Annotated in this window: 21 protein-coding genes and 2 pseudogenes; 20 read left to right on the top strand and 3 right to left on the bottom strand. The window is 38.3% G+C overall.

Annotated features, from left to right (window positions below; translation table 11 throughout):
- Nucleotides 1–73 precede the first annotated feature (73 nt).
- The 3 genes from MHI48_RS16720 (at nucleotide 74) to MHI48_RS16730 (ending at nucleotide 3,105) form a co-directional block, all read left to right on the top strand.
- The gene (locus MHI48_RS16720) at nucleotides 74–1,069 is read left to right on the top strand and encodes a glycoside hydrolase family 43 protein (RefSeq protein ID WP_036613892.1); all 996 of its coding nucleotides are present in this window, start codon (nucleotides 74–76) and stop codon (nucleotides 1,067–1,069) included.
- A 648-nt stretch (nucleotides 1,070–1,717) separates the two neighbouring features.
- A complete protein-coding gene (locus tag MHI48_RS16725; protein ID WP_405144675.1) occupies nucleotides 1,718–1,804 on the top strand; it encodes a hypothetical protein in 87 nt (28 codons plus the stop codon).
- A gap of 464 nt (nucleotides 1,805–2,268) precedes the next feature.
- On the top strand, nucleotides 2,269–3,105 hold the full coding sequence (locus MHI48_RS16730) for a class I SAM-dependent methyltransferase (protein ID WP_017688250.1): 837 nt from the start codon (nucleotides 2,269–2,271) through the stop codon (nucleotides 3,103–3,105).
- 187 nt (nucleotides 3,106–3,292) lie between these two features.
- Here MHI48_RS16730 and MHI48_RS16735 read toward each other — a convergent pair whose 3' ends face one another.
- Both MHI48_RS16735 and MHI48_RS16740 read right to left on the bottom strand, forming a co-directional pair.
- A complete protein-coding gene (locus MHI48_RS16735; protein ID WP_315372015.1) occupies nucleotides 3,293–4,090 on the bottom strand; it encodes a substrate-binding domain-containing protein in 798 nt (265 codons plus the stop codon).
- 72 nt (nucleotides 4,091–4,162) lie between these two features.
- Nucleotides 4,163–4,375 (bottom strand): annotated as a pseudogene (locus MHI48_RS16740) (GntR family transcriptional regulator); the annotation flags it as partial.
- A 243-nt stretch (nucleotides 4,376–4,618) separates the two neighbouring features.
- Between MHI48_RS16740 and MHI48_RS16745 the strand changes: the two are divergent.
- The 15 genes and pseudogenes from MHI48_RS16745 to MHI48_RS16815 all read left to right on the top strand — a co-directional run bounded on the left by MHI48_RS16745 (nucleotide 4,619) and on the right by MHI48_RS16815 (nucleotide 20,302).
- On the top strand, nucleotides 4,619–5,956 hold the full coding sequence (locus MHI48_RS16745; RefSeq protein WP_315372013.1) for an extracellular solute-binding protein: 1,338 nt from the start codon (nucleotides 4,619–4,621) through the stop codon (nucleotides 5,954–5,956).
- An 84-nt stretch (nucleotides 5,957–6,040) separates the two neighbouring features.
- The gene (locus MHI48_RS16750) at nucleotides 6,041–6,937 is read left to right on the top strand and encodes a carbohydrate ABC transporter permease (protein ID WP_100527509.1); all 897 of its coding nucleotides are present in this window, start codon (nucleotides 6,041–6,043) and stop codon (nucleotides 6,935–6,937) included.
- A 31-nt stretch (nucleotides 6,938–6,968) separates the two neighbouring features.
- Nucleotides 6,969–7,787, top strand: a complete 819-nt coding sequence (locus MHI48_RS16755) for a carbohydrate ABC transporter permease (RefSeq protein WP_405144677.1) — start codon at nucleotides 6,969–6,971, stop codon at nucleotides 7,785–7,787.
- Nucleotides 7,788–7,815: 28 nt separating this feature from the next.
- Nucleotides 7,816–8,799 carry a family 43 glycosylhydrolase gene (locus MHI48_RS16760; protein WP_405141156.1) on the top strand — a complete coding sequence of 328 codons (984 nt, stop codon included), beginning with the start codon at nucleotides 7,816–7,818 and terminating at the stop codon, nucleotides 8,797–8,799.
- A gap of 1,787 nt (nucleotides 8,800–10,586) precedes the next feature.
- A complete protein-coding gene (locus MHI48_RS16765; RefSeq protein WP_405144679.1) occupies nucleotides 10,587–10,655 on the top strand; it encodes a YHYH domain-containing protein in 69 nt (22 codons plus the stop codon).
- Between the two features lie 183 nt (nucleotides 10,656–10,838).
- A pseudogene (locus MHI48_RS16770) lies at nucleotides 10,839–11,156 on the top strand (copper amine oxidase N-terminal domain-containing protein); the annotation flags it as partial.
- A gap of 186 nt (nucleotides 11,157–11,342) precedes the next feature.
- A complete protein-coding gene (locus tag MHI48_RS16775) occupies nucleotides 11,343–11,771 on the top strand; it encodes a hypothetical protein (protein ID WP_405141158.1) in 429 nt (142 codons plus the stop codon).
- A gap of 41 nt (nucleotides 11,772–11,812) precedes the next feature.
- Complete coding sequence (locus MHI48_RS16780) at nucleotides 11,813–13,471, top strand: hypothetical protein (protein ID WP_405141160.1); 1,659 nt, start codon at nucleotides 11,813–11,815, stop codon at nucleotides 13,469–13,471.
- Nucleotides 13,472–13,482: 11 nt separating this feature from the next.
- Nucleotides 13,483–14,646, top strand: a complete 1,164-nt coding sequence (locus tag MHI48_RS16785; protein ID WP_405141162.1) for a hypothetical protein — start codon at nucleotides 13,483–13,485, stop codon at nucleotides 14,644–14,646.
- Nucleotides 14,643–15,746 (top strand): AAA family ATPase, encoded by a 1,104-nt coding sequence (locus MHI48_RS16790; protein ID WP_405141164.1) that lies wholly within the window; start codon nucleotides 14,643–14,645, stop codon nucleotides 15,744–15,746. Before MHI48_RS16785 ends, MHI48_RS16790 begins: the two co-directional genes overlap by 4 nt.
- A 444-nt stretch (nucleotides 15,747–16,190) precedes the next feature.
- Nucleotides 16,191–16,634, top strand: a complete 444-nt coding sequence (locus MHI48_RS16795; RefSeq protein ID WP_405141166.1) for a hypothetical protein — start codon at nucleotides 16,191–16,193, stop codon at nucleotides 16,632–16,634.
- 20 nt (nucleotides 16,635–16,654) lie between these two features.
- Nucleotides 16,655–17,548 (top strand): hypothetical protein, encoded by an 894-nt coding sequence (locus MHI48_RS16800; RefSeq protein WP_405141168.1) that lies wholly within the window; start codon nucleotides 16,655–16,657, stop codon nucleotides 17,546–17,548.
- A complete protein-coding gene (locus MHI48_RS16805) occupies nucleotides 17,538–18,020 on the top strand; it encodes an AAA family ATPase (RefSeq protein ID WP_405141170.1) in 483 nt (160 codons plus the stop codon). Before MHI48_RS16800 ends, MHI48_RS16805 begins: the two co-directional genes overlap by 11 nt.
- Before the next feature lie 29 nt (nucleotides 18,021–18,049).
- Nucleotides 18,050–19,177 (top strand): ATP-dependent nuclease, encoded by a 1,128-nt coding sequence (locus tag MHI48_RS16810; protein WP_405141172.1) that lies wholly within the window; start codon nucleotides 18,050–18,052, stop codon nucleotides 19,175–19,177.
- 6 nt (nucleotides 19,178–19,183) lie between these two features.
- Nucleotides 19,184–20,302 (top strand): UvrD-helicase domain-containing protein, encoded by a 1,119-nt coding sequence (locus tag MHI48_RS16815; protein WP_405141174.1) that lies wholly within the window; start codon nucleotides 19,184–19,186, stop codon nucleotides 20,300–20,302.
- Here the strand turns inward: MHI48_RS16815 and MHI48_RS16820 are convergent.
- Nucleotides 20,299–20,673 (bottom strand): NERD domain-containing protein, encoded by a 375-nt coding sequence (locus tag MHI48_RS16820; RefSeq protein ID WP_405141176.1) that lies wholly within the window; start codon nucleotides 20,671–20,673, stop codon nucleotides 20,299–20,301. The two genes, MHI48_RS16815 and MHI48_RS16820, sit on opposite strands and share 4 nt — an antisense overlap.
- Before the next feature lie 350 nt (nucleotides 20,674–21,023).
- On the opposite strand from MHI48_RS16820, the gene MHI48_RS16825 reads away from it, so the two are divergent.
- Nucleotides 21,024–22,898, top strand: coding sequence for an McrB family protein (locus tag MHI48_RS16825; protein ID WP_405141178.1), 1,875 nt, complete (start codon nucleotides 21,024–21,026; stop codon nucleotides 22,896–22,898).
- A gap of 6 nt (nucleotides 22,899–22,904) precedes the next feature.
- Nucleotides 22,905–24,896, top strand: coding sequence for a hypothetical protein (locus MHI48_RS16830; RefSeq protein WP_405141180.1), 1,992 nt, complete (start codon nucleotides 22,905–22,907; stop codon nucleotides 24,894–24,896).
- Nucleotides 24,897–25,145 lie beyond the last annotated feature (249 nt).

Genomic DNA, 25,145 nt, shown 5'->3' on the forward strand with positions numbered 1-25,145 from the left:
GGGTGCAATCAATGAATTACCGTAATCCCGTACATGAAGTATTTTATTATTCCAATACCAAAGGAGATGCCTTATGAATCAACAACAACTACCTAAGCCCCACCAACCGCTCGTAACCCACATCTTCACTGCTGACCCGTCCGCCCATGTCTACGAGGGCAAAATCTACATCTATCCTTCCCATGACCTCGATCATGACGAGCCGAGCAACGATAACGGCGACCAGTATAAAATGGAAGACTATCATGTCCTCTCGATGAACAACTTCGATTCCCCGGTGGTTGATCACGGCGAAGCGTTGCATCTGAGAGATATTCCGTGGGCCTCCAAGCAGCTCTGGGCACCGGATGCCGCTTATAAGAACAATACCTATTACCTGTTTTTCCCGGCACGGGATCATGACGACATCTTCCGTCTGGGTGTGGCAACATCAGAGTCTCCGGCAGGCCCATTCATGCCGCAACCGAATTATATGGAAGGCAGCTTCAGTATCGATCCGGCCGTACTGGTGGATGACGACAATCAGTCATACATCTATTTCGGCGGACTCTGGGGTGGCCAGTTGGAGAAATGGCAGACTGGCAGCTTCGTGCCAGATGCAGAAGGACCTGCTCCTGACCAGCCGGCGCTTGGACCGCAAGTTGCACTGCTTAGCGACGACATGCTGTCCTTCCAAGGCAAGCCTGCCGAGATATCGATTGTCGATGAAGACGGGAATCCGATTCTGGCTGGGGATGAGGAACGGAGATATTTTGAAGGCCCATGGGTGCATAAATATAACGGCTATTACTACCTGTCCTACTCTACAGGAACCACGCATAAGCTCGTATATGCGATCGGCAAGAACCCGATGGGACCATTCACGTTCAAGGGCGAGATTCTCTCTCCGGTTATCGGCTGGACAACCCATCACTCCATTGTGCAAGTTGAAGACAAGTGGTATCTGTTCTATCACGACAGCTCCCTGTCGGAAGGCGTCAACCACAAGCGCTGCGTTAAATATTCGGAGCTGAACTACAACGAAGATGGAACGATCCAGAAGATCAATCCTTATCCGGGTGCGGAGTAAGTTAGCTGGTTAGCGGAAACAGATAAGATTACAATATAAGGCATAATACATGAGGCAGCTCCTGACGGGGCTGCTTTTTTGATAGGAGGAGGATCAGTTGTTTCACTCAAACTTGGAGAAAATCTCTGCTGAACAAAGAATACTTCAGCAGTATACTGATTGAATTAATAAATTTATCTTAATTAAACATAAAGCCTTCTTTCCTTCGGAGAGAAGGCTTTATGTTTAATTAGAATTTTGTTGACACACATATATCCTAATGGCTTTATCCAGTTGAGTGCGTGAAGCGCGTGTCGACGAGTTTTAGTAGGGAACTTCTTTTCCTGTCGAGGGACAAGAAAATAGTCCGATTAACGATTAGATGAGTATCAAAATAAAAAAGCTATCTAGAGGAGAGTGGGCTTTAACTTGGGTCAGTAGCGCTACAGGGAAATACTTAACCCATAGAAAGGGATGAAATAGTTGTTTACTTAGATACGTATTGTGTCTTATAATTTTCACAAAGATACATATCGTATCTTAAAAGTTTGTATCGCACAAGTTATGTAAGGGTGCTCGCATCTTGGTTCCAGTTTTTGCAGAAAGAGGGGACGACCGATGGAAACGAAAAAAACGCCTTGGTAGGCACCGGAATTAGAGGTGCTGGATGTGCAGCAAACGATGGCCGGCTATGGATTCAGGCAAATTGATTGGATCGAAGAACATGTTGCATACCTATATGATCCATCGTCCTGATGATCATACTTCAAATTGAAAATCGTATTCTTGCTCAAAAGGTCGCCTGTGGGCGGCTTTTTCGATGCTCAGACGAGGGATAAGAACATTGTACCATTCCAAACCAAGACGACTATGATTGATATTGAGCAGCAGCTAATTAAGGCGTAGCATCAGCCTCCTGTTGATGTAACATTTGTTAGAATACGTTGCGAAATTCGTTACGCCGCTCGACAAACATTGTCCAATTGAGGCCTCCACGAAAAAATGATTTCTCCAAAAACGGCTTATACAGACAGTTCATAATATATAACGGAACCTGTTCTTTCAAATCCAGTGGTTGAAACACATGTGATGCATCATCGTAAACGGCTCTTCTTTTGTCAGCTTCAAATGGACGGGGGTGAAGGAGTCAAAAAATACTCGTTTATTATGTTAAAGAGGTTCTACACCATTTATAGCGTTGTGAGAGGGGAGTGATCATTTTGAATACTTCTAAACAAATGATGTCTCATAATTCCAATGATCGTTTTAGTAAACTTGGAATTTATAGCGTCCAAAGTGTCTTTATTATTCTGTTCTTGCTGTTAACCCCTGTCTACTATTTGAACAAATGGGACTTTAAACGTCACAAAAAGCGGAATCCTTTCTACACCAGTAAATTGGTTCGATTGCAAGAGCGTTATCCGATTTTCTACGAATTGGCCATGTACGTTCAAAATTTTCCTATTCCTCGTAATGTTTACAAAGTTTTACCCCCTTTAAAGGGCGATGTTCTTCAGGTGGGCTGTGGTACAGGTTTATTGAACAAGTATCTTCGCAAGCAGAAGGATGTTCGTTTTCTCAACATGGATCCGAATATAAATGCTCTAAAACTTGGAAAGAAGTGGGGAAGGTTTAATTCTTATATCCATGCTTTCATTGATAAACCAACTTCTTTACCTGATCATAGTTGCGATATGATTTTGTTTGCAAGAAGCTTTCATCACATTCGCTATCACAAAAAAGCCTTCATAGAGAGCTGCAGACTGTTACGTGACGGTGGATCTATCATTATTGCGGACCCGGTTGTTCTCAAGTCTCTTTCAGGTTCTGTAACGGACGGTGGTTATATGGCGAACTCTTCAATTGATGGTGTAATTTGGAGATTTACCAAAGATACATTAATTACTCACATAGAGCGCTGTCTTCCTCCTGAATTAAAGATAGAATCAGTAACCGAAACGAGACAAGTGCATGTAACGAATTATAATTTATTTGTACCTCAGACAGATATCGTAGTGGTACTGCGAAAAAGGGAGGCTGTATACAATGACAACTAAATTTATTTATGGTGTTTGAAATCTGCAGCATTATTCAATGTTTATCCGTTGCTCAGCCAGAAACATGTCTTGCGGATAATATAGCTAAAGGTATCTCTCCACAGAGGTGCCTTTTTTTGTTTTTAGGAACCAAGTCTTGTCCCAAGCTGAAGACAAGATCATTGTGTAGGCTGCAACGTTTGTCGTGTCAAGGGAAGATGAGTTGCACGGGAATAACGGCGTTCTTAGGAGAATAGATATCATCCATTTGTTCACGTAACAGCTTTACGGCTGTTCGTGCCATTTCCTGTTCATCCTGCTGCACATAAGCTACGCCTGAAAGATGTGGATTATCAAAAGATAGCAAGTCGATATTTGAGTGAACGTTCAGAAGACTGATAGCGGCGGATGTAAGGCGTGCTGTTTCTTCGGTCAAGGAAAAGGCTGCCGAAATTCCACTGTGGTTCTGCAAGAAGTTGCTTACATAGTCCAATGCTTGCTCGCTGCGTAGAATGTCGAGAGGGATGTGACACCACAAGCTCTTGTCAATCGAGATGCCTTGATCTGTGTACGCCTGCTCAAAGCCGAGCGTGCGATCCTCGACGGCTGTATTGGCATTTTCAGGTGAGATGAGCGCAATCTGCTGATGACTCTTGGATAACAAATGGGATACAGCTTTATACGCACCGCCGTAATTGTCGGATGTAATGGTGTACGTCTCAATGTTGCGCAGATAGCGGTCGATGAACACACACGGGAATTTATCGAGCGACAGACGCAGTAATGATTCGTTATACTTCTCATCTTCTGTTGGAAAAACGATCAATCCCTTCACACCGAGCTCCGTTAGTGTACGAATGACGTTTGATTCGATAGAGGAGGACTCGCGCGTGATGCTTAGTACCATGCTGAGGCAGGCTTCTTGTAGGAAGTGTTCCGTGTAGTCAACGAGCTTCTGAATGACACGGGTTCTCATCGTCGGAATGATGAAGCCGATGAGCGGCATGGAGCACGCGCTGCTTGGGGATGGCGAGAAATTGATGCTAGAAACAACAAGACTAGAAGAGACGAATGAGCCTTTGCCTTGTACGCGTATAATTAATCCTTCGTCAGCTAGTAGGGTTAGGGCGTTCCTGACGGTTATTTTACTTACTCTGAATTCGTCCATTAGTTCTTGTTCAGAAGGAATGCGGTCCGTTGGCCGAAGCTGCCCTGATTTAATTTTCTGTATAATGTTTTCTCGAATTTGTTTGTAGAGCGCCAGCTTTTTCAAAGAGTAGCATCTCCCCATAAACTTTATGATTTTATAATCAATTGGTTATATAAAGCTTATTTCATATATATTATAATACGGCATGTAAAGCGCTTACAATATGGAATCTGAGAAATTGTTGCGAAGGGGTCTTTTCTTTGAAAGGTTAGAATTATGTTAAGGATGGTGGTGCCAAGATGGATTGTAACCGCTTAAATTAACAGAACTAACTAGTCAGCCGACTTTTCAAATGCATAACAAAAAAGAGAGGATGACGAACAAATGAAAAAACGTAGTGCTTTAATCTCCATCGTTACTCTCCTGATTATGTCACTTGTTTTTACTGCATGTGGTAATCCTTCTGGTTCAAAAACGGAAACACAGCAATTAGGCGCTAATGCCGGTGAGAATGCAACAGAATTATCATTTTGGACATTCGCAGATTTGCACGGCAAGCATTTGGATAAAATGCTGGGGTTATGGAACCAACAGAACCCAGACAAACAGATTAAGTTGAATGTAACGGTTATGCCTTACGATGATATGCACAACAAGCTCTTATTGGCAGTTACAAGCGGAAAAGGTGCTCCTGATATCGCGGATATTGAGCTTGGTCAATTCCCTAAATTCTTGGAAGGTGACAACGTTCCCCTGGAATCTTTGAATGATGTATTTGCACCATACAAAGACGTTGTTGTTTCTTCACGTGTCGAGATTTACTCCAAAGCTGATCAGGTTTATGGCTTTGATTATCACGTAGGTGCTACGCTTGCTTTCTACAACACTGAAATTCTCGAACAAGCAGGTGTTGACTACAAGACAATCAAAACGTGGGAAGATTACAAACAAGCAGGTATCAAGGTTTACGAAAAGACTGGCAAGTACTTAGGTACTGCTGATACATCAGCTTCGTGGCAAGCATCGCTGCTACTAGCTCAGCAAAATGCCGATTTTACAGATGAAAATGGTAATCCAAAAGTGAACTCGCCTGAAATGATTAAAGCGTATGAAATGTTAGTCGATCTGCAGAAAAACAATGTTATTCATACGATCCCTGGCGGACAACCCGACACAGAAGAAGCAAAAGGTGAATATAACAAAGGCAACTACGCAAGTGCATTGATGCCTGAGTGGTACATGTCCCGCTTTGTAAACGAAATGAAAGACCTTAAAGGTAAGTATGCAATAGCTCCATTGCCTGTATTCGAAGAAGGTAATCCTCGTTCCGTTGGCTTAGGCGGTACTGGCACAGTTGTTACTAAGAATGGTAAAGACGTTCAGTTGGCAAAAGAATTTGTAGCCTTTGCTAAGCTTTCGAAAGAAGCTACTACAGAAATCTGGAATACACTTGGATTTGACCCAATCAACATGGAAGTATGGAAAGATGATGCAGTTACGAAAAACCCTGAAAATGAATACGTCCAATACTTTAAAACAAATGCATTTGATACTTTGAATGAAATCAAAGACGAAATTAGAGCGATTAAGTCCGTTAAAGCTTCACCAACCATCGGCAATATATTCAATACGGTTACTTTGAATGCTATCTTTGAAGATGGCCAAGACGTGAAGGAAGCGTTGGATGAAGCACAAGCAGCAATTGAACAAGAATTGAAATAAATATAATAAGTAAATGATTTGATTAAACCTGTCGGCAGGTACAGTGGTCGGCAGGTTTAACCATAGTCAAGGGAGATTGAGAATATGATAAAGAAATTTGTATACTCTCAAAAAGTTGCACCTTATGTTTTTGTATTGCCATTTATACTCATATTTTTGATATTCTGGTTTTTTCCGCTTGTAAATTCATTCGTAATGAGCTTTCAAGATAGGATGCTGGGACAGGATCCTAAATGGATTGGTGAAGCAAATTATTCGAAATTACTTACTGATAAAGTGTTTTTGACATCTATTAAAAATAGCGTTGTGTACATGTTAGGAACCTTAGTGCTGTTGATTCCTTTTCCCATGTTATTCGCCGTTATGATCAACAGTAAGTTAATGATGGGAAGAGAGTTTTTTAAATCTTCTTTCTTTCTCCCTGCATTGACATCTGTCGCAGTTGCGGGTACCATTTTCCGCCTTACATTCGGTGAGATGGAAGGTTCATTAATGAACAGTTTCCTAGGTCTATTTGGTGTAGAGCCTATCAAATTTTTGAAAGACGGAAATTGGAGTATGGCAGCACTGTTAATCCTCGCATGTTGGAGATGGACAGGCGTTAATATGCTTTACTATCTATCGGGTTTGAAAAGCATTGACAATGAATATTATGAGGCTGCTTCAATTGACGGTGCATCTGCTTGGCAGAAGTTTAGAACGATCACAATGCCATTATTGAAGCCGACCACGGTATATGTTACCACAATTAGTGTTTATGCAGGTTTAGCAATGTTTACCGAGAGCCTGATGATGTTCAACGGTAACAAATCACCCCAAAATATTGGCTTAACCATTGTTGGATATCTGTATAGACAAGGGATTGAGCAGAATAAGCTGGGTTACGCAGCTGCAGTTGGTATCGTTCTGTTAGTCATTGCTATGGTTATCAATTTAACGCAGTTGAAATTTAGTGGAATGTTCAAAAAGGAGGAGGATTAAAGTGGGCAGAAGTCAGACGAGGAGTGATTTCATCTCTAGAATAGTAATTATTTGTTTATTCATTATACTATTCGTTATAATTATGATCCCATTCTACGCAGTGGCCCTATCTTCCTTTAAACCAGGTGAATCATTAGTTAGATATGGTCTTAACCTAAGTTTGGATTTTGAAATCATGAGTTTTGATAATTTCATCTTTCTGTTTACTGGAGAACATGATTATTTTGTGTGGTTTTGGAACAGTATGATTTTAACAATCGTTCAAGTGGTTTTAACACTTTTTGTAAGCGCATTTGTTGCATATGGTTTTGCAGCATATCCTTTTAAAGGTAAGAACTTCCTCTTTATATGTGTTTTGCTCATTATGATGGTGCCTTTCGAAATACTGCTGGTTCCTTTGTACAGCCTAATTAATGATTTGGGAATGGTGAATAGCTATTCGGCAATCATTCTGCCCGGTATAGCCAATGCCGCGACAATATTTTTCTTCAGGCAATATCTACGAAGCATACCCAAAGAGATTATTCAATCTGGGCGGGTTGATGGCGCAAACGAGTATGCGATTTATTTCAGACTAATTATGCCGATTATGAAGCCATCGTTTGCAGCAATGGCCATATTGAATGGTATGAATAGCTGGAATAATCTATTGTGGCCATTCATGGTGTTGGGAGATCAGAGTAAATATACACTTCCAATCGGTTTGAAAACGTTGTTAACTCCTTATGGCAATAACTATGACTTATTGATCGTGGGCTCCTTCTTCTCCATCATTCCAATTTTCATACTATTCATTGCTTTTCAGAAATATTTCATAGACGGTATGACTGCAGGCGCTGTTAAAGGGTAATCTATATTATGATGAAACAGGTGATAAGATGGGAATCCAACAACGAGCGTCACACGACATTCAACCATTAATTGAACAGAGAGCTGATCCTTTTATTTACAGACATTCGGATGGTTATTATTACTTCGTAGCATCCGTTCCGGAGTATGATCGGATTGAAATCCGTAGAGCCCAGAACCTTGAGAAGCTTGTTACATCAACTCCTGTAGTGATCTGGAGAAAGCGCGAGACTGGTATCCTTAGTGCCAATATTTGGGCACCCGAACTGCATTTTATTGATGACAAATGGTACGTGTATTTCGCTGCCGCATACACGACGGAAACGAATGAAGGCTTGTTCGACCATCGGATGTACGTGCTAGAGAATGAAAATGACAATCCGCTCGAAGGCAGTTGGATGGAAAGAGGGCAGGTTCGTACCGAATGGGAAAGCTTCGCCCTCGATGCCACTACCTTTGAGCATAATGGCAGCCGTTATTACGTATGGGCACAAAAGGATCCGAACATCGGAGGTAACTCTAATCTGTATATATCTAAAATGAGCAATCCGTGGACGCTGACTGGGTCGCAAACGATGATTTCGATGCCGGAATATGACTGGGAGATCATTGGTTATAAAGTGAACGAAGGCGCGGCATTTCTTCGCAAGGGTAATCGGGTATTCCTCTCTTACTCGGCTAGCGCCACCGATTTCAATTATTGCATGGGCTTACTTGAAGCCGATGCGGATGCTGATTTGCTCGATGCCACCTCATGGCGCAAGTCTCAAACAGCGGTTCTCTCGACAGATGAGAGTATCTCAATGTATGGTCCCGGTCATAATTCCTTCACGGTGTCAGAGGACGACGAAGAGACGCTATTTGTGTTTCACGCAAGAACGTACAAGAACATTATAGGAGATCCGCTGTACGATCCGAATCGCCATACATTTGTGACAGCGCTTTTGTGGACGGCTGACGGCAGACCCGATTTCCGCGGCTCTGTTGCAGCACTTGCACGTTCTTTACTATGAACGAGTGTCCCAACAAGGTTGGTTGATGGATTTGAGTTCGTTTATCCAACTTGCCAAAGAGAGACAGTTAGAACATCGAAGGCACCCTACTGGGTGCCTTCGATTTCGCTCTACAGATAATACGCCGAACCGTATCATAAGGGCAGGATAGTTTAACAAATAAGTCGAAGAGTTGAGTGAGACTAACCTTGCTTAAAGAGGACAGAGATAACGTTACATTATAAAAATGTTGTTCACACTTAAATTAACCATGAATTAACCAAAAGTGAGGAAAAAATACTTGTGGGTTTTATTGAACAAATGGCTTTAAGTAATGATGTTGATGTTCGAAATGTTGTAAGTGTATCAGTTATGGCTCGGTTAGGCGACGATACAACAGTTCTGACTAACGAGTTGAGATATCTAGGGGAACAAACAAATGTATTGTCTAAAGAAATTGAGGCGAGTTATGGAAGAAGTTGCAATCTAAAGATTCGGGAAACGATAGCTCAATAAAACCGAGGATAGGGCAGGTTATAATCAAACTGCTTAGCGACTTTTTATTGTCGAGGGACAAGAAAATTGTGTCATTTCGGATTAGGTAGATATTTAAGTAGTATCATGATGGAACTTTCATGGCGAGATAAACGCCACATAAATATATAACTTCGCTTAAATAACGATTTTTCTGTATCCAGAATAGGTTTTTCGGACCTAACGCAAGAACTTAGTATTTGCTGGAAAAGTTAAGAACCTGGTACCATGTCGATGAAAATATTGATCTGTTTCATTAAGCTAACGGGCAGGTTAGTTCAAAACCGTATTCATCTCCTCATTTGGGAAAAATAAAATATCTGAACAGAGTAGGGCTCAGTTTTTAGAGGATTATTGTCGAGGGACAAGAACATATACCCATTGAAGTCTCTAATTTAGCGGCTTTTTTATTCTATCGGTACAAGTTCTTGTCCCGAGCCAAGGACAAGAACTTGTACCGATTGCCGGAATGGACAAGAACATAGTCCGATTACCGATTAGATGCACATCTAAACATTGATTACTTGCACTTAAAGCTTTATTAAGTACCATAATACATGAAAATGTTTAAAATGTAATGTGACAACTGACAAGATGAGAGGATAAACACGGTTTCTCGGTATTAAAAAGGCGAAATATCGGACTGAAAATAGCTGTTGAGGACAAGAACATGTTCCTGTTGCCGATTAGGCGTGTATCTAATCGTCATCTTGCCCTTGAATTCATTAAACAACGGGCGGATATACTAACGGTAGAGCGTACTGAAAGGGATTACAATCTTAAAGTGCCATTATTGTTGAGCGTGTAAGAGTAGAATGGAATGTAATCTCTATGAACTTAATTGCGTAGATATTGCCGTTTTGCGAAGTCCACAAACTTGGCAGCCGTCCAAGGCATTTCCATCTTAGTGATTAGACAAACGCCAGTCGATTCTTAAAAGGAAGATCAATTCTGTCCAATCTTAGGCGGGCACTGCAAGATTTATCTCAGAATTAATAAAGTGTCTAAACCTTTGATAGATAAAGGTTAATGGCATATCCATTCCAGAAATCTAAAGGTTATTAGAGCTCCTAACAGTAGAGCTTTGATGAATATTCTTTTATTGAATTCTAAAGATAATTTAATTCACGAAAATGGTAACCATATATTTATTTATCAGATATTGTATGATATGATACTTAGGAAAATAGTACCAGTTGGAGGGTGTTAATCGCGAAAAAAAGTTGCTGGTTAGTTCTATAGTATCTCTTTTGCTTTTATCAGGTACATCAAGTGTGTTAGCTCATCCAGGGAGAACCGATGCAAATGGTGGTCATACATGTTGGACCAATTGTGCCAAATAGGGACTAGAATATGGAGAATATCATTATCATGGCGGCAGTTCTTCCTCAAGTTCAAAGTCATCTAGTAGTTCGAGTAGCTCATCATCCAGCAGCTCTAGTTCATCGTCATCATCAAAATCTACAAAACCAAAAGAAACTAAGCCTCAATACACACAATCATCTTTAAAAGTTTATGTAAACGATAAGAAAGTAGACTTTGCGAACAAGCCTCTACAATATGAAGAAAGTAACTTGGTTCCACTGCGTGACATTTCAAAAGCTCTAGGTGCCTCATTTACATACAAAGCTGGGAGTGGAACGATCGGTTTAACCAAAGATAAGTATAAAGTTACGTTAAGGCTTGGCAGTAAAACGGCATTTTACAATGGTAAGTCTTCTACACTAAGTACAGCTCCAAAAGCCATTAACGGAATTACGTACATTCCTGTACAGGCTATTAAAGGTTTGTCTGCATTCATGAAATTTACTTCAAGCATTAACACGTTAAATATTGAAATCTAGACTACTCCATGGAGAGCGCTTGCTCTCCATTTTCTTTGAACCACTTATTGTTTTGTTTCCTCACGAATTTCGATTGTTCCACTCACTAATACATACTTGGAGTGCACGAATGTTAACTAAAAAGGATCTGCTAAAACAATGGCTGGTTAACCATCAACTGTATATATTTCTTTTTCGCCAGGAAACGTGAATCTAGATCAAGCAATTATTCTAAAACAAATAGAACAATTAGTAGTTAAAGGTAGATTTAAAGATACTATTTATATCTTATATATTGTTTCTGAGATAGAAGGCATCGTACCAGTGTATGTTGGGCGAAGTAATAACCCTCTCAATCGCTGGAAAGTTCATTTAAAAGGCCTAGCTAGGGGACAAGGCTTGTATAAAGAGTGGCGTACTCTGCTGCTTGATGATGTTGGTATATTCAAATATAAAGTCGGCTTATTTATTGTCGCAGATTCCGTTTTATCTCATCCGCCAATCCCTGGGTTTCCTTGCACCATTGGTTCGGTTGAATATCAGCTTATGAGTTTGATATCCGACACTTATCCAAATGATCTTTTAAATCAATGGCTTAAATCATCGGTCAGCCTGATTCGTGAGAAACCGATTTAATAAATTAATCAATATCTTATTTGGAAGGATTGTTTGAACCTGTGGCTAATAAAAATGCAAATCAAAATATTGAAATCGATACTACTGGAACTGACTTTGATCTTAAAGAAGTTGACAGTTTCTTGTCAAAACAGTTAGAAGAAAGCTTTTCTGATTTAGAGTTACTGGAGAAAGATAGAGAGAACATATCCGATCCCGATTCTTTAGGAGAAATAATTCTTGATGAAGTTTGGAAACAATTCGGAAATCAAATTGGTCTCGACATGACTAATGAGACATTAATTCAAAAATATGATAGAGAGCATTCTGTACAGTATAAAGATATTGCTGACTCAGTTATGCAAGATCAACGATACAAAGATGCCAATAAAGCAATGAAAGAGCAGCAACTAGCTGGAAATTTAAAGGATGAATACACAGGAAAACACTTTAAACATGAAGAAAAAGCGAATTTAGATCATGTTATTTCAAGAAAAGAGTTGTTTGAAAATCAAAGAAGGAAACAAGCTAATTTAGATGTAGCTGACCTTGCTAATAAAGGAGAAAATCTAAAACCAACAAACGAATCATTAAATAAAAGCAAAGGTGCAAAGAGCAATAAAGAGTATTTAGAAACCCGTGAAACTAGGGAAAAGTCACTTATTGAACAAAACGAAAAGACAAATAAAAAGGTTGATGAGTCAAATAAGTCAGAAGCTGAAAAACGTTGGCAAAAAGAAGAAAATAATAAACGCTTGAACGATAAGCTTGCTGCTGATAGCGATCGTATGATGAAATCTGATAAAGAAGCAAGAAAAGCAATTAATAAAGATATTCGAATGAATGCAACAAAAGAAGTTGGAAAAAAAGCTGGAAAAGATGCTTTAAAGACAATGGCTATCTCAGCACTTTTTACATTGTTGAAAGAAATCATGAACGGTTTAATCCGTTTCTTCAAAGTGAAATCTAAGTCATTTAATAGATTTTTATCTGAAATGAGGGAATCGATGAAATCTTTCTTTTCCAAAATTCTCAATGTTTTTCAAACAGGAGCTTCAACATTAATCGGCACAATTATATCTGAATTTTTCGGTCCTATAGTAAGTGTTTTTAAGAAATTGGCAAGTTTAATCAAGCAAGGAATCTCTTCTGTGATTGATGCGATTCATTATCTTCGTGATAAAGAGAATAAGGACAAACCATTCAGCGTTAAGGTAGCACAAGTCGGAAAAATAGTAACAGTCGGATTAGTTGGCGGCAGTGCGATTTTCTTAGGAGAGATCTTTGAAAAAATACTGTTAACAATTCCTGGAATGCAAATTGAGTTACCACTGATTGGTTCTCTTGCAAATATGATTGGATTATTTTTCTCAAGTTTAGTTTCTGGATTAGTGGGAGCAATAGTTTTAAATTTGATCGATAAGTTTATCTCCAAAAAGTTAAAAGAAGAGAATGAACAACGAATCATAGAGAGCAAAAATGAAATTATAAATCTTCAACATGTGCAACTTTTTGTAGCTGAAAACCATGTACAAGTATTGAAAGGAAATGTTATGAGCGGAATTTCAGAGAACCATGCATTAGCGAAAGACACAATGCAAACATCGCTTATTAAGATATTTGGAGATAATAAGGGTAAAGATTCTAAAAACCAGGACAGTATTAGTAAGAATCAGAGTGCTTTAGTGCAAATGCAAAATGATTTAGAAGATTTACTTTGAGGTGATGAGACGTGTCAAATATAAAGCAGAAAGAGCAAAGTTCAAATAACGAACTTACAGGAGCTTTGATTACCAAAACCAATATTTTCAATGAAAAGAAAAATAAATTGAAGGCATTTAGCAAGAGTTTTCCTAATTCAGAAATTTTGCCCAGTGTCCCGACTTCGAAAGGGTTATTCGGGTTGTTTGATTATAAGGTAACAGGTAGTGACCTAAATTCGCTTACTGAAAAAATACAGGATAAAATGATTAAGCAGAAGCAAATTCTTGTTAAAACAATTCAAGAGTTTAACACTATTTATGACACATTTTCCGCATTAGATAAAGAATATATTCAGGGGATTTTAATCTCACTGAAAGCAGCTGAAGAGGCTAATGCAAAAGCTTTAAAAGGAATAAACGGCGTTAAAGAAAATCAAATAGAGATCACACAAATCATAGAGCAACAAAAACAAGTACTTCAAGTTCTGAAAAAATTCAAGGAAAAGATCGAGAAGATAGAACATTTAACTGATGTTGATACAATTTTTGGTGAACTTTCGACAATGCAAAGTAACCTTAAAGTCATCGAGATCAAGATTGAAACTCAAGACCTGACATTAGTTGAGTTGAACGATGAAATGAAATCATTGTTGTCTTCACTGTCAGTTTTTCAAGAAAATTTTAATTACTTTAAAGAAATTCAAGTTGAACAATTTCAAACAGTGAAACAGCTCTTTTCAAATCAAAATGAAGATATATCTGAAATCGAAGTAATAATTACTGATAATAAGACTAACATCGCAGCTCTAAATAAAGAAATTGTTATTCATGGAGAGAAACTTGGTGATTTAAAACAATTAATTCAAAATGATATCCAGATCTTATCTGAAAAAGTCAGTCGAAACAATTCTGAGCTCGTTGCCAGACTGGTCTCAACTACTAACGAAGTTTCAACCAATAAGATAAATTTTGAAAATGCAATTAAGGAACTGAACGCTGGAATCGATCAAAAAGCAGAAAGCATGTCTGCATATCTTAAATCTGAATTATCAAAGGCCTATAATGAAATTGCAGAGCTTAGTCTCTTCACAAAAAGCTTATCAAAAGCGTTGAAGATTACCCAAGCTATTTCATTTACTAGTATTGCTATACTATGTATTCTAGTACTTTTGATATTAAATGGGGTGTTATGATGATTTCAGAGAATTATAAACACCAGCTGATTAAAGAAACTAAGCAAGTAGATGTTTTATTAGGACAAACATCTACGTTTGAACAATTAGTTCGAGAAATAACTTATGAACAAAATGATAAAGCAATTCTAGAACTAATCAAAAACTTAGGCGTCTTAACTAAAAGACAATCTTTTCCTAACTTGGAACAAAAGCAAGAACAAATTGTTGAGTTGTTATATAAATATCTTGGAGCATCAAAAATTGATGAACTCTTTCAGGACTTTAAAGAGTCATCCAATGTTTCATTAGATGCGTTCCTTATCCAATTAAATGAATTGGTCGGTCTTGAGAATGTGAAACAACAAGTTCGTGATTTGATTGATTATAATCAGATACAACATTTACGTGTGAAAAACGGATTGAAGAAGTCTAACAAAACTTTGCATATGGCTTTTCTTGGGAATCCTGGTACAGCTAAAACTACAGTGGCTCGTATTTTTGGGAGGATGTATAAATCTATCGGATTACTAAGTAAAGGTCACTTCATTGAAGCGAGCAGGACTGATTTAATTGCTGAGTATCAAGGACAAACAGCAATGAAGGTAAAAAGGTTAATAAATCGTGCAAAGGGCGGTGTGCTATTTATTGATGAAGCTTATAGCATAACAGAGAATGATCATAGCGATAGTTATGGTAGAGAAAGTCTTACCGAGTTAACAAAAGCTCTTGAAGATTATCGCAATGATCTAGTTGTAATCGTAGCTGGGTATACAAGTTTGATGGAGAAGTTTTTTGAATCCAATCCAGGTTTAAAGTCAAGATTCAATACTTTTATTTCATTTAGTGATTATTCACTTGATGAGCTTGTTCGAATATTCATTTATACGTGCAACCAAAATGATTATATTGTCCAAGAGGAGGCTATGGAAGAAGTCCGTAATGTGTTACAAAGTAAATTAAATGAAAAAGATGATCAATTTGCAAATGGCCGTCTTGTTCGGAATCTGTTTGATGATATAACGCTGAATCACTCGAAAAGGCTGTCTAAGTTGACGGAACATATAACTAAAGAATCCTTGATGTTAATTACCAAAGAAGATGTTCCTAAAAATAATTGACTTGTTTTCATAGTAGGAATAATTTTATTTTAACTCATAGGATTCAAATGACTGAAACAGGGCCGGTAAACAGTTAAACAGGGAGATCCGCTTCGATTGTCAGTAAATGGGCGTGTTTAGGTGCTCTGGAGGTAGATAAACACAAAATATAGCTTCAAACTTTAAGAGGAAATCTGTGTATGTTGACTACTTGGACAGGCACCAAAAAAAATTGCTTTAGAGATGTACAAATCGAAACAAAAGCTAAGGAACATCATTTAAAATCATAGATGAAAAGAGATCTGAGCTGAGTTTAACGGTAGATTATTCGGTAAGAGGTTACCTTCATAGTAGGTGTTTTAGGAGGGGGCCATAGACGAAGTTAAGTACGCTCACTTTTGAGATTAAACGAAATAGAACGGCAATACAAAAAAATTCTTTAGAAGAAGACGGATCAATAAGTCTATGAAGCTAATTAGAGACGAGTTGGATTACTATTTCAATCTAGATAAAATCAGAGTTCGAGTAAAGGACTTTGATTTAAAGGGCAAATCAGTCAGCCTGTATCTTCATCCTGGTAATTGCCATTTTTATAAAGATCCCTTGAAGGGGTGCTCATTATTTCTTCAAGGCTTAGTAGATCTAGATAAGCACAAAGATACAGACAAATCGAATCCCAAGCATTGTCCATATGTTAATCAACTAATGAAAGAAGAACCGGATCGTATGTTTCCGATTTATTTATACAAATATAAATGCGGTCACTACAGTACAGGTCAAGGGCAGCATAGATTTTGTATTTCTGGCACATTAGGCAGACCCATCCCTACAGTGATTTTGGGGTTTGAAAATCATTTTTATTGTGGTTCATGTTCGGAGGAAGAGGTCTATACACTTAAAATTTTTTAACAGAAGGAGATAGTTCATTCATGTATACAATTAATTTGTTTGAATCATCTATGCACTCTAATCATCTGAACAACAATACATACATAAAGTTTGATTTCGACTTAAGAATCTCAGAAAGCATCCAGTTTATTGACATTCAGATGTCGGATCAAACACACAGACTTCAAAACATTTTGGATATTCAGGTATCAGCAAAAGTTAACTCTACTTTCTTAAAGAAAGCTGTGGGTCAAGTCCAACCTAATATTCGTGTGTTCAATCAAGGCTCTGGTTATAGAGAATGGGATTGGATATTTGACTCAAACGATATCTCTACCATAGAAGAGATTCGTTCTGGTGACCTGTATTTCACAATTGATGTAAAGGCGATTGTAGAAGTCATGGAGAGCGGAAACAAAATCATTCCGATAACTGGAAACCAACAAATAAAGATATCAGAGTCTGATTGGATTCGGTTCATAAATTATTATGGGTATTCCACTAAATACGGAGTAAGCCTTCCAGCAGTATTGTTAAAAGACACAAGTTGGATTCAAGCATATGAACTTCTTGATGATGCTCGTGAGCATATGAAACGAGGTAAGACCTACGATGCCCTTCGGCAATGTCTCTCAGTAATAGAATCGTATACTGACGTTGGCAATGGAAGAGGGGGACCATACAGCTCGAAAGTCTGGGAGGGGTTCCTAAGTGATATTACGGAGCAAAAAAGAGATGGAATTACTGGATTATTAACCGGAGTATCGACCTACCTAAATAAGGTTGGACATCATCGCAACTCAAAAATAAAAGACAACGGAAATCTACCTGCTATTCCTGTTGACCAGTACGAAGCTGAGCTAATGATAAGCATATCTCATTTGGTAGTAGCTTATTTAGATCGGTTAAGTGGGGGAAATTCAAATGAAAATTAAAAAGGTGAAAATCCAAAACTTTAAGAGTTTTTACGGGGAATTCGTCTTAGAACTTAGTGAAGGAATGAACATCCTAGTTGGCAACAATGAGGCAGGGAAAAGTACCATTCTTGAAGCTATTCATTTAGCGCTCACGGGGCTCCTTAATGGTAGACAAATCAAAAATGAGCTAACACAATATTATTTCAACAATAGAATTGTTAGTGAATACTTAACGAAATTGGAGCAAAGACAAAGTCATGAGCTACCATACATATTGATTGAAGTATTTTTGAGTGGTGATGGTATAGCGTTGTTTGAAGGTAACGGTAATAGCAATCATGTTAAGGAGAGCGGGATTGCACTTAAAATTTGCTTCGATGAAAAGTATCAAGCGGAGTATGAACATTTAGTAAATAAGGGAGATGTAAAGACTCTTCCAATTGAATATTACGATTTGTTTTGGTCTACATTTGCTAGAGAGAGAGAATAACGCCAAAAAGCATCCCACTGAAGTCTGCGATGATTGATTCATCGAGTAATCGGTACCAAAATGGCTCTGATGTTTATATTTCCAGAATTGTTAGAGATAATCTTGAGCCCGAAGATATAGTTGATATTTCCCAAGCCCATAGAAAAATGCGAGATAATTTCATGTGTTCGGAGTCCATTCAGGCTATTAATACAAAAATTCAAGAAACCGCAGTGCTGACAGGAAAGAAGGTTGAACTTTCTGTTGAGCTACTTTCTAAAAATGCTTGGGAAAATAGTCTGGTTACTTATCTTGATGACGTGCCTTTTCACTTTGTTGGAAAAGGCGAGCAATGCATTGTTAAAACTGAGTTGGCTTTAAGCCATAGGAGAACAAGAGAAGCTGCAGTCATTTTAGTTGAAGAACCAGAAAACCACCTATCCCACACTAAGTTGAACCAATTTATTAATAAAATCGCAGAGAATCAACAGGATAAACAAATTATTATTTCTACACATAGTAGTTTCGTAGCTAATAAATTAGGGTTAGATAACTTGATATTTTTAAATGACAAGAAGGCAATAAAGTTGAATGATCTAAAGAAAGACACCAGGGGATTCTTCCAGAAGGTAGCAGGCTATGATACCCTTCGGCTCATCCTTTGTAAAAAGGCAATTTTGGTAGAAGGAGATTCTGATGAACTGGTAGTTCAAAAAGCATACATGATTTCAAACGAAGGAAAATTACCTATTCAAGACGAAATTGATGTTATTTCGGTAGGCACATCTTTTTTGCGATTCTTAGAGATCTCAGTATTGCTTAATAAACCTGTAACAGTAGTTACAGATAATGATGGAAACGTAGAGGCTGTTAAAAGAAAGTACAGTGACTATCTGGGGGATAACGCAAAAGAAGGTATTAAAATTTGTTTTGATCCGATTGAAGATGAAGGCGACTTACATATTGGGAAGAACCCTTTTAATTATAATACATTAGAACCAAAACTGTTGAAGGTTAATAAGTTGAGCAAACTCAATACTATTTTTGGAACAGAATCTTTAGATATTGATGAGATGCATAAATATATGAAGTCTCATAAAACTGAGTGTGCATTGAAAATCTTTGAAACGGCTGAATCTGTGGTATTTCCTGAATACATCGCAGATGCAATAAGGTGATCAAGTATGAAGACTAATAAGCTGGTTATCGCAGCTGCTGGTTCTGGTAAGACAACTTTTCTTGTAAATGAAGCATTAAATCATCGTGATGGGAAAGTACTTATTACCACTTATACTCAAGCAAATGAAGCCGAAATCCGTAAAAAGTTTGTTGCTTTGAATGGGTGCATTCCATCGCACGTTACAATTCAAACGTGGTTTTCCACCTTGCTTCAGCATGGTATTAGACCTTATCAAGGTGGTTTATATGATGAGCCAATTCGAGGAATGCTTCTAGTAAATCAACCATCGGCTTTGAGATATGCTCAGGGTACACGTAGAGTTTATTTTGGAGAAAATACTCACTTTAAACAACATTACTTTACAAGCGACTCAAAAATTTACTCGGATAAGATTTCAAAATTTGTTATTAGATGTAACGAAACAAGCGATGGCGCTGTTTTTAAGAGATTAAGCAGCATCTACTCACATATCTTTATCGATGAAATTCAAGATTTAGCGGGGTATGACTTGGAGATTGTAAAGTTACTATTGAAGAGCGATTCAAGCATACTGTTCGTAGGCGATCCTCGTCAGGTAACATATCTAACCCACATTGAAAGAAAGTATGATCGGTATAGAGAAGGGCTCATCAAAGAGTTTATTCAAACCGAATGTCGAAGGATAGATTGTGAAATTGATGAAGACTCGTTGAATGTATCCCATAGAAATAATGTTTTGATTTGTAATTATTCTTCAAAGTTATTTCCTGAATATAATCCATGCCAATCAAACCAGCATGAAGTGACAGGACATGACGGGATCTTTCTAGTAAGAAAACAAGATGTTAAACATTATCTACAAAGTTACAACCCAGTTCAATTAAGAGATAGTGTTAGAAAAACTGTAAATACAGATTACAAGTGTGTTAATTTTGGCGAATCTAAGGGTCTTACATTCGAAAGAGTATTAATTTACCCAACGCAACCCTTTATAAGATGGATCAAAAATAATCAGTTTGAATTACCTCCCACGAGTCGTTCAAAACTATACGTTGCATTGACTAGAGCGAAGTATAGTGTGGGGATCGTCTACGACTATAATCAAGCGACTGATATCGAAGGACTTAATAAGTTTGGGATCTAATGGTGATAAAGAGAAGATTTGGGTTGGGAGTAACCAATATTTATCTTTATGGGAGCCTTTGATTTCACCATTGTAGTTCTTGGTTTCAATAACGAATAGACAAAAGGCGAAATAACAACATGGTCTATCTGAGAGTGCCCTGTTCTTAATTTGGGGTTCATGATCATAATATGGCTTATGTATTTTGTATCTTTGGGCAGCTGATCCAGTTGAATATTTATTTTATGCTCCCCTAGTTCCCCAATTCTGGAAGGATCAATTCTAAATTTTTTAGTAGCAGTTTTGCGCAGTAGAACTGCTCTTAGATATTGGATTTTTTTAGAGGTCTTATCATTTTGAAGCTTAAACCAGCTCTTTATTGTTTTGGACATGGAAGCATCTCCTTAACTTTTTTATTATATCGGTTGCTTGGTTTCAACATCTTAGAATTAATTTCAATTCTAAGACAAGACCTAGATGAATTAGCTAGCCAGAATTGTTTCTTCTCAAATTTTTCGCACATAATATTACATATAGAAGATATAGATACAAATAAAAAAAACCTACAGAGAGCTAATAGCCACATTTAGAGAGAGTCAGATGTGCCTCCCAATTTGTCGAAATTTCAGAAGGATAATGTTGCACATAAGTCGAATTGATTATTAGGTGCGTAATGCTAAAGACCTAATAAAGAAAGATTTTGAGGCACGCGACCTCTAGATCAGTGTCAGGAGAGATAGTCATGGGGATAACAACAAAGACTTTTGGGGAATGGTTAAGTGCAGATGCCAAAGAATTCATTGAGGACATTAAACGTCATAAAGCCCTTTACGAGAGTAACGAAGACAATGCATATATTGCGAGTGTTGGCACACTGGTTCTGCGTTTAAAAAACGAACTGTTTGGTGAAACGATCGTATTTGAAGTGGAATCATATGGGACAACCAAAAATAATATGCTCGCTGTAGATGCGTTCGTAATGGAACCTACCCCCGAGGGAGGATATAGGCGTTGTTCGAATCCGTTGGAGCCGGAAAAAAAGTGGAAAATGTCATCCGTTATTTCACCAAAACAGTTTCAAGAGCCCCTCGTAAAGGGAGCTTTGTTTGAAGCAAGTTATGAAATCCAGTTGCACCAAAAGCATCTTGATGAATTGCTAAAAATTAAACTCTCAACATATAGAAATGTACAAGAATCATTTCTTGATCATTTAAACCGCTTGGGAAACACGTTGCTAGCACATGCTACAGAAGAGATTTTTGGTAATGATGTGGAAAAAACGATCTCAACAAAATTTTTTGATCGTCAAGATATTCTAGATCAGGAGTACATATCTAAATATACCAAACTAGAGAGTCAGTTCAAACAGCTTCAAGAAAAAGAGGAAACCTACAATCAGAGACTGAAAGAATTAAGCGAAAAGCAGATCCAGTGGATGCAACTATTGGATAAAATCGATCGACATATGCAGCTTGAAAACGATAATGAAGAGGAACTAGAACAGCAGTTGTATCCATGGGAATCGGAAAAAGCGGTCGAGATGCTGCAATCGTTACTTTATCATAATTCAGAAGATGATCTCGTATACGATGAGGTAACCATCGAGATGTTTTTGCGAGCATTACAGACAAACACTCTGGTCATTTTGAGTGGTCCTTCGGGAACAGGAAAGTCTAGTCTTGTTACGGGAACGGCAAATGCCATCAAAGGTGCGAAAGCTAAAATTATTCCGATCCAGTCGGGGTGGACAGATACGCAAGACCTGATTGGGTATTTTAATCCAATCGATAAATCGTTTGTCGCTACTCCTTTTATGGAGGCATTGGCCGATGCCGCGAGGGAGGAGGACCATCTTCACTTAATTTGTCTAGATGAGATGAATCTTGCTCACGTTGAGCATTATTTTTCAGAGTTTCTCAGTATCCGAGAACAAAAGAAGCAATATATCCAGCTCTATAACAAGCGCTTTTATCTGCAGGCAAAAGAAATTATTGAGCATGGGGATGATGGTCTGAACCGTGAACAGTTGTTTGCTGCCCAAGAACTAATCGAACGTTTCCCTTACCGGTTTGAGATCCCCCAAAATGTCCGTTTTGTCGGAACAATCAATATGGATCACACCGTTAAGTCACTCAGCCCAAAGGTGATTGACCGAAGCTTTGTTATTGAGGTTGATCATATTGATGCTAAAGAAAAAGTGGAAATTGAGAAAAAACTGAATGAAAATAAGAAGTCTGGATACATCGACGTGAGCTTAGAGCAGTTTGATTCCTTCTATCACATTAAACATGCGTTTGAAAAAGAAGCACAAGCTTTAGTGGATATCTCACACCAGCTTGAGTCAATTACCAATGCGTCATTAAACAGCCGCGGGAAGAAACAGATTGGGCTGTACTTAGATCACGTACCGAACCAAAAGCTAACTAAGTCACTCCTTGAGAAATATTATGATCAGTTGATCATGACGAAAATTCTGCCGAGAATTGAAGTTTCTCAGCGGGACGATCAATCGATGAGTATCGTGTCAAACTTCCACCAGTCACTGTTGAATTATCCGCGTTCTGCGAAAAAGTTGGGCAAAATGCTTGAAAATAAACGAATCGTCCGTTTTTGGTGATTACATATGAAATTGTATAAAGTAGAAGTCCAAGAAAATAAGCGACTGTTACCAACTGGCGAGATCCGGTACGATGAGGCAACCGTCCAAATTTATGAGCAATTGGATCGGGAACAGAAGACGTATGTAATGAAAGAATATAGCCGGGAACAAAAAAGTTTGCTGCGAATCGGAGTTAAGGTTGCTGGGGCTGATTATGTCATAGCTAAAGACACGTGGGGGAATGAATTCAATTTGTTTGAATCTATCCATGAGAAAGATCTATGGTACGACGTGCGCAAAGGATGGATGGAAAACGGCTACGAGACAACAAAAGAAGCAATTTTGGGTTCAAATGCCTGCGGAGAGTGGAAGATACTCGCGTACCGGAAAGATAGAAGTCTTCTCGCTTCGGAAGAGGTCAGGGTTATTCCGAGCTTATTGTCAGCAGAGCAATACCGAATAATGCAACTGGAGATAAAAAAGCTATTTGAAGAGCTAGTCTACCAGCCTGGTCAGAATGAAGATCGTAATATTATCCGCGAACTCCAGGTACCTTTGTTTCCAATCGAGAATCTGCAGATCTTAATGAGTGAATGGGCACGGTGGCTAGAGCAAATAGAAGAAAGCCCTTCCGAAATTCTATATTCGACGCGTGACAAGAGGCATGTTCGTCAGTTGAAAAGGTGGGATGCGAAATCTATCCTTGAACAAGCGATGTTTCCGTTTCGGGATAAAATTTCTGCCAGAGTGTCATTGAAGGAGGTTCATGTTCCCGAGCACCGCATGATTAAGTGGATGCTTGAACGTGTAAATGACCGAATCGAGCAGGAAAAAACAACAGAATCCTCCATGTTGCACCAACTGATGGAGATTAGACATGGGATTGTGGGATTGAAATCTAGCCATGAGAAAGATAACAAAGTTCTTGAAACCCTGGAAAAACGTAAGCAGCAAATTAAGAAGGATATAGACCTGTTGGAAGATAGATATGTAATTTGGATACAGTTCGAAGCAGTCATTAATCATTATTTAACAAGCGAATTATTTAATGTCGAAGAACTGGAGCCTGAATGGACACATCTATTTGCAAGCCATCCACAATACCGTGCAGTATATGAAGTTTATGAAAGGGTTGGAATGTTGGCACCAATATTGACTTCAAAGGAACTTGAGTTTGAAAAATCGCTCACCAATTCACCTCATTTGTATGAAGTATGGGTACTCCTTCAATTGATCCGTGAGTTGAATAGAGTGAAATTCGTCTGTAAGGATGTGGCTGAATCACTCATTTCTCATTTTGAAAAGAAACGTACATTGAGCGGGTGGCGCGATATGTTTACGTATGAGGATAAAGTCGTCTGGCTATATTATGAGTGTGAGCTACCGCATGAAAGCAGCAAGCTGGTAAAGCCTGATTATCTTTTGCTTTTCAAGACTCAAATGTCAGACTTATGGCATGCGCACACATTGGATGCAAAGTATAAGCCTTACGTGGATATGGGTAAAAAAGTGCTTGAGCATGATCTAGAGCGTTCTGGTCGGAGATATTTAGGTATTTCCAAAAACAAAATCGTCATGAAAAGCGCATCCGTTGTTCATATGGATAAACGGACTAGCAATTGGAATGTCGACGCAAGAAAGCTTTATTCGCTCAGCCATTTTCATGCCGTTCCCGGTAATTTGGAAGGCCTTCAAATCTATATGAAAAGATTTTTCCACTATTTTGAGAACTTGAAACATATATGCCCGAGCTGTGGGGAAATTGCAACATGTAGGGATCAAAATTTCAAACAAACATATATTTGCGATGTTTGTAATGAAATATGGGTGAATAATACTTGTCGAGACTTAAACAGGCAACACGTTAAGACAAAAGTTAGACTGTTAAAATACGCTTTTGGCAATTATTACTTACAGGTTGGGGATGATTGGAATGTCTACTGCCCTATATGTTCAAGCGATGTAAACGGCCACATTGTTAAAACAGATCTCTTTGGAGAAAAGATTGCTCATTAATCGTGACCTCCATTTAGGGTTTATCTCTGGAACAAAAGACGTCTGCTAGTAACAGGCGTCTTTTCTCGTTCTATATCTGCTAAATTGATAAGTCCTCAGACAAAGTTAGGAGAACTTTAAAGAGAAACACAAGGGAGTACTCTACTTCAAGTGTAAGTTGTCTTGTATGCTTCATGTACTCGTAATCCAATTACAGTAGCACATAACTTTCTGTACGTAGCTTTTGAAACTTCGTGTTTTAGAGTAACA

The organism is Paenibacillus sp. FSL H7-0942, from assembly GCF_045040715.1.
Classification (GTDB): domain Bacteria; phylum Bacillota; class Bacilli; order Paenibacillales; family Paenibacillaceae; genus Paenibacillus; species Paenibacillus amylolyticus.

Bases quoted from the DNA above. Each gene is read 5' to 3' on its own strand.
- MHI48_RS16735 (WP_315372015.1), bottom strand. From the start codon at position 4,090: ATGCCGCTCATCGGCTTCATCATTCCGACGATGAGAACCCGTGTCATT.
- MHI48_RS16795 (WP_405141166.1), top strand. From the start codon at position 16,191: ATGAAGCTAATTAGAGACGAGTTGGATTACTATTTCAATCTAGATAAA.
- MHI48_RS16760 (WP_405141156.1), top strand. From the start codon at position 7,816: ATGGGAATCCAACAACGAGCGTCACACGACATTCAACCATTAATTGAA.
- MHI48_RS16750 (WP_100527509.1), top strand. From the start codon at position 6,041: ATGATAAAGAAATTTGTATACTCTCAAAAAGTTGCACCTTATGTTTTT.
- MHI48_RS16745 (WP_315372013.1), top strand. From the start codon at position 4,619: ATGAAAAAACGTAGTGCTTTAATCTCCATCGTTACTCTCCTGATTATG.
- MHI48_RS16820 (WP_405141176.1), bottom strand. From the start codon at position 20,673: ATGTCCAAAACAATAAAGAGCTGGTTTAAGCTTCAAAATGATAAGACC.
- MHI48_RS16815 (WP_405141174.1), top strand. From the start codon at position 19,184: ATGAAGACTAATAAGCTGGTTATCGCAGCTGCTGGTTCTGGTAAGACA.
- MHI48_RS16800 (WP_405141168.1), top strand. From the start codon at position 16,655: ATGTATACAATTAATTTGTTTGAATCATCTATGCACTCTAATCATCTG.
- MHI48_RS16720 (WP_036613892.1), top strand. From the start codon at position 74: ATGAATCAACAACAACTACCTAAGCCCCACCAACCGCTCGTAACCCAC.
- MHI48_RS16805 (WP_405141170.1), top strand. From the start codon at position 17,538: ATGAAAATTAAAAAGGTGAAAATCCAAAACTTTAAGAGTTTTTACGGG.
- MHI48_RS16790 (WP_405141164.1), top strand. From the start codon at position 14,643: ATGATGATTTCAGAGAATTATAAACACCAGCTGATTAAAGAAACTAAG.
- MHI48_RS16830 (WP_405141180.1), top strand. From the start codon at position 22,905: ATGAAATTGTATAAAGTAGAAGTCCAAGAAAATAAGCGACTGTTACCA.
- MHI48_RS16825 (WP_405141178.1), top strand. From the start codon at position 21,024: ATGGGGATAACAACAAAGACTTTTGGGGAATGGTTAAGTGCAGATGCC.
- MHI48_RS16810 (WP_405141172.1), top strand. From the start codon at position 18,050: ATGATTGATTCATCGAGTAATCGGTACCAAAATGGCTCTGATGTTTAT.